Genomic DNA, 5,691 nt, shown 5'->3' with positions numbered 1-5,691 from the left:
AGATAGAACTGTTCCTGGCCTCCGACATCGAATTCGCCCTTCAGCAAATGCGGCGCCGACGCCATCTTGCCGTCTGGATCGCCGCGTTTCAAATGCAGCGGTGGCAATACGAACTGCTGTTTCGCTTTCGCTTCGCGCGGCGTCAGGATGGCTTCGAGCGGTTCGTATCGAATCACGTCGTCGCTTTTTGCCAGCGCTGCGGCGCGTCGCGCCAGATCGTGCGTTTCTGCGATGACCGCGAACACCGGCTGGCCCAGGTAGTGCACTTCGCCGCTCGCAAGGATCGGGTCGTCGTGGAGAACCGGGCCGCAGTTGTTCTCGCCCGGAATATCGTCGGCGCTCAGCACGGCAATCACGCCGGGCGCTTGCAAAATGGCGTCGAGATTGATCGAGAGGATGCGAGCGTGCGCGTATCGCGACAGGCCCAGCGCGGCGTGCAAAGTGCCGCGCAACTCGGGCATGTCATCCACGTAAGTCGCTTCGCCGCTCACATGCAGGTTCGCCGATTCGTGCGGCAAGCCGACGCCAATCGCCGCGCGCTCCGGCTTGGTCGCCGATAGCGCGTCCAGTTTCTCGCCGGTCAACGCGGTAATTTCGGTGTCGGAGGCGCTGTCGAATTGCGGATCGGTACGCTTGTTCATCGCGGACTCCTTGCTTTATTGAGCGTCGAACGCGAACGCGTTGACGTCATGGAGGGCGAGCGGCGCATTCTCGCGCGTTTCCAGATAGAAGCGCTTCAGCACGTTACGCGCCACCTTGCTTCGATACCCGCTCGACGCGCGCATGTCGGTGAGCGGCTGAAAGTCGAGGTCGAGCGCGCGCATGGCCGCTTCCACGTTCTCTTCGTTCCACTCGCCGTCGACTAAAGCCGCTTCCGCATTGGCGGCGCGCTTGGGCGTCGCCGCCATTCCGCCGAACGCAATGCGCGCGGTTTTCACGCGCGAGCCGTCGAGCGTGATCGCGAAGGCGGCGCATACGGCCGAGATGTCCTGGTCGTAGCGCTTCGAGACCTTGTAAGTCCGAAAGCGTATGTTCACCGATGGTAACGGCACGCGAACCGCCGCGACAAATTCACCGGGTTCGAGCGCGCTTTTTTGGTAGCCGAGGTAGAACGAATCGAGCGGCATCGTGCGGATCCGGGGACCTTTTTGAAGCACGACTTCGGCGTCGAGCGCCATCAATGCCGGCATGGAATCGCCGATGGGCGAACCGTTCGCCACGTTGCCGCCGAGCGTCCCTGCATTGCGGATAGGGAGGGATGCGAAGCGTGTCCACAATTCCGCGACTTCCGGGTAGATCGATCCAAGCGCGCTGTAGGCGTTTTCCAGCGATGCCGCCGCGCCAACGGTCAACGCTTGCGCGTCGCGGGTAATCGATTTCAGTTCAGCCACGTTGCCGATGAAAAGGACGTCGCCAAGATCGCGGAATTGCTTGGTGACCCAGAGGCCGACGTCGGTGCTGCCGGCGAGAATCCGCGCATCCGGGTGTTCGTAGCGCAGCCGGGCGAATTCCGCGAGCGTGACGGGTGCGAAAAATGTCGGGCTGCCAAAAGCGGCACCGCGAGCGTCGGGCGTGGTGTATTCGACGGTTTCGGTGCGTCGGATGGATTCGAGCTGTTGCCTGAGCTTCTCCCGGTCGAACGACACGCGCGGGTACTCGAACATTTTCTGCGACGCGTCGACGATCGGCCGATAACCCGTGCATCGGCACAGATTGCCGGACAGCGCGGCGTTGATTTCGTCGCGGGTCGGAAGGCCTGCGCCGGCGGGCTGGTTTTGATAGAGGGCGTACATCGACATGACGAAGCCGGGTGTGCAGAAGCCGCACTGCGAGCCGTGGCAGTCGACCATGGCTTGCTGGACCGGGTGCAGCGAACCGTCCGCGGCGCGCAGGTCTTCGACGGTAAAGAGCGCCCGGCCGTCAAGGGTCGGCATGAACTGGATGCAGGCGTTGACGGCCTTGAGGACCGGCTGGCCGTCTGAATCCAGTTCGCCGATGACAACGGTGCACGCACCGCAATCGCCTTCTGCGCAGCCTTCCTTGGTGCCGATACATTGATCGTGCTCGCGCAATTGCTGGAGCACGGTGCGGGAGGCGGGCACGTTGTGCACTTCACGAAGGGCGTTGTGCTGGAAGAAACGGATGGTTTGCGTTGTCATATGAAATCCGTCACATTGCGGATCGGGCGCGCGTTACGCAAAACCGGCCGAGAGCCGCGACAAAAATCAAGACGCAGCGAGGCGGATTGAGCGCACGTAGATCGCCATCCAAGCAATCAAGATATCACCGCAATATCCCAAAAATATTGCGACTACCGAATCTGGACTATGCGAATCCGTGAATGGGGGAAAACAAGGAGGGGAATAACGCGAGGGAGAACCGGGGCATTGCTAATAAAAGCGAGGCTGAGTGGACAACCCGACCCCCTCAAGCCGCTTGTGGCACGACCTGATCCAGGGCCAAAGTCCCGGCGACCAGTTCCCACTTGCGCGCAGTGGGAAGCCGCTTGACCCAGTATTCGGCGCGAGAGGCCTCAGCCCGCCCGCCAAGCTGAAACGAAGCCCTAACTGCCAATGGCGGATGCGAGCGCGTATATCGTGCCCCGTCGCCACTGAGATGCTTGGCGAACCGGGCCTCGACGTCGGTCGCAATACCGGTATAGAGACTCCCGTCAGAACATTCGATGAGATAGAGAAACCAGAGCATGAGCAGGGCAAAAAACAAAACCGCATTATCCCCGAGCGTGGCCGGCAAAAACACAAACCGACGACTTGCGCGAGAATAACCGTTCCGCGCCGCACCATGGCGCACTGAAAATGCGTCGAGTGAGGTAGCGAGTTGAGTCGCGAGGTTGAAATACATGTGGTCGATACGCTCGAGGGCGTGTCCTCCGACGAATGGAACCGGCTTGCCGGGACCAACCCGTTCGTGCGCCACGAATTCCTGTTGGCGCTGCAGGAGACTGGCTGCGCGGTGCCGCGAACCGGCTGGCGCCCGCACTTTTTGCTGCTCAAGCGCGGCGGCGAACTCGCCGGCGTCATGCCGCTCTATTTGAAGAAGCACTCTCGTGGCGAGTATGTATTCGATCATGCGTGGGCCGAGGCCTTTGAGCGGCACGGGATCAAGTACTACCCAAAAGGCTTGTCGGCGGTGCCGTTCTCTCCCGTGACCGGCCCACGCCTGATCGCGGCCACGCACGAGGATCGCGTGTTGCTGGCGCGGGGGGCGATCGAATTGACGAAGCAACTGGAGTTGTCGTCGCTGCACGTTCTGTTTCCTCATGAGCAGGATCTCGAAGCGCTGACGGAGGCCGGCTACATGCTGCGCGAAGGCGTCCAGTTCCATTGGGAAAATGTTCCCGGCGGGTACCCGAGTTTCGATGCGTTCCTCGCCGCCATGAGCCACGACAAGCGCAAGAAGGTGAAGCAGGACCGGCGGCGCGTGGCCGACGCCGGCGTCACGTTCAACTGGCTGCGCGGCGCCGCGATCGACTCGGCGGCGCTCGACTTCTTCTATGAGTGCTACGAGAACACGTATCGTGAGCATTGGAATCCGCCCTATTTATCGCGGGAATTCTTTGAGCAAATCCACGCCGCCGCGCCGGACAGCATCATGCTCGTCATCGCGCAAGCCGACGGCCTGCGGCTCGCATGCGCGCTGAACATGATTGGCGACGACGTGATGTTCGGCCGCTACTGGGGTACGAAAGAATTCGTCTCCGGGCTGCATTTCGAAACCTGCTACATGCAGGGCATTGAATACTGCATCGCCAACGGGCTCGCGCGCTTCGAAGGGGGCGCACAGGGCGTGCACAAGATGTCGCGGGGAATGCTGCCGACGCCGACATGGTCCGCGCACTGGGTCGCGGATCCGCGATTCGCGCACGCGATCAGCGAGTTCCTTGACGCGGAAACTGCTGCGATGGACGAGCATATCGAAGAGTTGGAAGCGCATACGCCGTTCCGGAAGAAGTCGTAGCGTTTCCTCGGCCGAATGGCTAACGCGAGCTGCGGATGTTCTTTCCGGTGCGGTTTCGGCTGCTCGCGAGAGGCAACTGGACTTATGATCGTGTGAAACGTGAGTGAAACGCTTCTACGCCCCACAGCACGCCCCGAAACGCGGGGCATCGCATGGACCAAGCTCAAGATGAAAAACCGATTCTTCAATCTCTATAGCCATGACTTCGCGCGCGTAGCCGTAGGCGTGCCACGATGCCGCGTGGCCGACCCGGCGTTCAACGCGCTCGAAACCATCGACCTGGCGAAGCAGGCGGCCGCGAACGGCGCCGTGCTGGTGGCGTTCCCCGAACTCGGTCTATCGGCCTACACCTGCGACGATCTCTTCCACCAGCGCGCATTGCTCGACGCGAGCGAGGAAGCGCTCGGTGCAGTTGTGGCGGCATCGAAGACGATTTCAATTGCAATGATCGTCGGCTTGCCCCTGCGCGTGGAGCACACGCTTTTCAATTGCGCGGTAGTTGTCGCGGGCGGCCGGATTCAGGGTGTCGTACCGAAAAGCTATCTGCCGAACTACGGCGAGTTCTACGAGGCCAGGCAATTCAGCGCGGCCGAAAACGCATCGACAGATCGCATCACGTTGCTCGGCCACGAGGTTCCCTTCAGCCCTTCGCTGCTGTTCGAAATCGCCGATATGCCGCTGTTTCGCTTCCACGTCGAAATTTGCGAGGACGTTTGGGTACCCGTCCCGCCGTCGTCATTCGCGGCGCTCGCCGGCGCGACGGTGCTCGTCAACCTGTCGGCGTCCAATGTGGTCGTGGGGAAAGCGGGCTATCGGCATCAACTGGTCGCCCAGCAATCGGCGCGCTGTCTTTCGGCTTATCTGTACACGTCGGCGGGACGAGGGGAGTCGTCGACCGATATGGCCTGGGACGGCCAGGCGATCATCTACGAAAACGGTGAAATGCTCGCTGAGTCCGAGCGCTTTCTGGACACATCGCATCTCCTCTTCGCCGATGTCGATCTTGAGCGGCTCTCCCGCGAGCGCATGCACCAGACCACGTTTGGCCAGTCGGTGCGCCGGCATGCAGACGAAGTATCGAAGTTTGAAATTGTCCGGTTCAACCTCAACGTGCCGAGCGGCCGCGCATTGCCGCTGGATCGCGTGGTGGAACGTTTTCCCTACGTTCCCTCCGATCCAAAACGCCGTGACGAACGCTGCAACGAGGTCTACAACATCCAGGTCCAGGCGTTGGCGCAACGGCTGTCGGCGAGCGGAATCAAGAAGGTCGTGATCGGCATTTCGGGGGGACTCGATTCTACCCACGCGCTGCTCGTCTGCGCGAAGGCCATGGACCGGCTCAACCTTCCGCGCACAAACATCCTGGGCGTGACCATGCCGGGCTATGCGACCAGCGATCGAACACTTTCTCAAGCACGGCAATTGATGGAGATCGTCGGGTGCTCGGCAAGCGAAGTCGATATACGGCCGAGTTGCGAGCAGATGCTGAAGGACCTGGGTCATCCGTACGCGAAGGGCGAAAAGCAGTACGACATCACGTTTGAAAATGTACAGGCCGGCGAGCGCACGAATCACTTGTTTCGGATCGCGAATTTCCAGGGTGGAATTGTGATCGGTACCGGCGACTTGAGCGAACTTGCGCTGGGCTGGTGCACCTACGGCGTGGGCGATCACATGTCGCACTACAACGTGAACGCGAGCGTTCCCAAGACC

Annotated in this window: 3 protein-coding genes and 2 pseudogenes; 2 read left to right on the top strand and 3 right to left on the bottom strand. The window is 61.2% G+C overall.

Annotated elements, in window-relative coordinates; all coding sequences use genetic code 11:
* From WCA53_RS02635 to WCA53_RS02625, 3 genes and pseudogenes are all read right to left on the bottom strand, one after another.
* Positions 1-641 (bottom strand): annotated as a pseudogene (locus WCA53_RS02635) (xanthine dehydrogenase molybdopterin binding subunit); the annotation flags it as partial.
* A gap of 15 nt (positions 642-656) precedes the next feature.
* Entirely contained in the window at positions 657-2,159 is a 1,503-nt protein-coding gene (xdhA, locus tag WCA53_RS02630) for a xanthine dehydrogenase small subunit (protein WP_423905168.1), read from the bottom strand.
* Positions 2,160-2,430: 271 nt separating this feature from the next.
* Positions 2,431-2,706: pseudogene (locus WCA53_RS02625) on the bottom strand (GIY-YIG nuclease family protein); the annotation flags it as partial.
* A gap of 132 nt (positions 2,707-2,838) precedes the next feature.
* Here WCA53_RS02625 and WCA53_RS02620 point away from each other — a divergent pair.
* Together WCA53_RS02620 and WCA53_RS02615 are read left to right on the top strand one after the other, a co-directional pair.
* Positions 2,839-3,978 (top strand): GNAT family N-acetyltransferase, encoded by a 1,140-nt coding sequence (locus WCA53_RS02620; protein ID WP_423905166.1) that lies wholly within the window; start codon positions 2,839-2,841, stop codon positions 3,976-3,978.
* Between the two features lie 168 nt (positions 3,979-4,146).
* A partial coding sequence (locus WCA53_RS02615; RefSeq protein WP_423905164.1) for an NAD(+) synthase occupies positions 4,147-5,691 on the top strand: 1,545 nt, incomplete at its 3' end.

Source organism: Caballeronia sp. (genome assembly GCF_049581465.1).
Lineage (GTDB): Bacteria > Pseudomonadota > Gammaproteobacteria > Burkholderiales > Burkholderiaceae > Caballeronia.
Note: the sequence above shows the minus strand (reverse complement) of the source record. Positions and strands in the feature narration are given on the sequence as shown.